The sequence below is a fragment of the Kitasatospora sp. NPDC127035 genome (assembly GCF_042726075.1).
Taxonomy (GTDB): domain Bacteria; phylum Actinomycetota; class Actinomycetes; order Streptomycetales; family Streptomycetaceae; genus Kitasatospora.
Genome location: NZ_JBHXDN010000178.1, coordinates 1 through 1,286, shown reverse-complemented (window position 1 = coordinate 1,286; position 1,286 = coordinate 1). Strand labels below are relative to the sequence as shown.

Genomic DNA, 1,286 nt, shown 5'->3' with positions numbered 1-1,286 from the left:
GCCTAATTGCTTGGACGCGCATATCCAGCAGCGCGCTTACCCTATCTTTCTGCGTCCCTCCATTGCTCAAACGGAAATGAGGTGGTACAGGAATATCAACCTGTTGTCCATCGCCTACGCCTTTCGGCCTCGGCTTAGGTCCTGACTAACCCTGAGCGGACGAGCCTTCCTCAGGAAACCTTAGGCATTCGGTGGAGGGGATTCTCACCCCTCTTTCGCTACTCATACCGGCATTCTCACTTCTAAGCGCTCCACCAGTCCTTCCGGTCTCGCTTCACAGCCCTTAGAACGCTCTCCTACCACTGTTCGAAGAACAGTCCGCAGCTTCGGTGATACGTTTAGCCCCGGTACATTTTCGGCGCAGAGTCACTCGACCAGTGAGCTATTACGCACTCTTTAAATGGTGGCTGCTTCTAAGCCAACATCCTGGTTGTCTAAGCAACTCCACATCCTTTTCCACTTAACGTATACTTTGGGACCTTAGCTGGCGGTCTGGGCTGTTTCCCTTTCGACTACGGATCTTATCACTCGCAGTCTGACTCCTAAGGATAAGTCATTGGCATTCGGAGTTTGACTGAATTCGGTAATCCGATGAGGACCCCTAGTCCAATCAGTGCTCTACCTCCAAGACTCTTACCTTGAGGCTAGCCCTAAAGCTATTTCGGAGAGAACCAGCTATCTCCAGGTTCGATTGGAATTTCTCCGCTACCCACACCTCATCCCCGCACTTTTCAACGTGCGTGGGTTCGGGCCTCCATTCAGTGTTACCTGAACTTCACCCTGGACATGGGTAGATCACCTGGTTTCGGGTCTACGACCACGTACTCATGCGCCCTATTCAGACTCGCTTTCGCTGCGGCTCCGTCTTTTCAAACTTAACCTTGCACGGGATCGTAACTCGCCGGTTCATTCTACAAAAGGCACGCCATCACCCGTTAACGGGCTCTGACTACTTGTAGGCACACGGTTTCAGGATCTCTTTCACTCCCCTTCCGGGGTGCTTTTCACCTTTCCCTCACGGTACTGGTTCACTATCGGTCACCAGGGAGTATTCAGGCTTATCGGGTGGTCCCGACAGATTCACACCAGATTTCACGGGCCCGGTGCTACTTGGGTTTCCATTACAACAGTCACAAAGTTTTCGTGTACGGGATTCTCACCCTCTACGACAGGCCGTTCCAGACCACTTCCACTAACCCTGTGATTTCTTACTGTTGGCCTGCTCGGCAGAACAGACAAAATGAACCCCACAACCCCACGAATGCAACACCTGCCGGCTATCACAC

Annotated in this window: 1 rRNA gene; it reads right to left on the bottom strand. The window is 52.3% G+C overall.

Features of this window, described 5'->3' with window-relative positions:
* Positions 1-1,286: ribosomal RNA gene (locus tag ACFWIC_RS41105) — 23S ribosomal RNA — on the bottom strand; the annotation flags it as partial.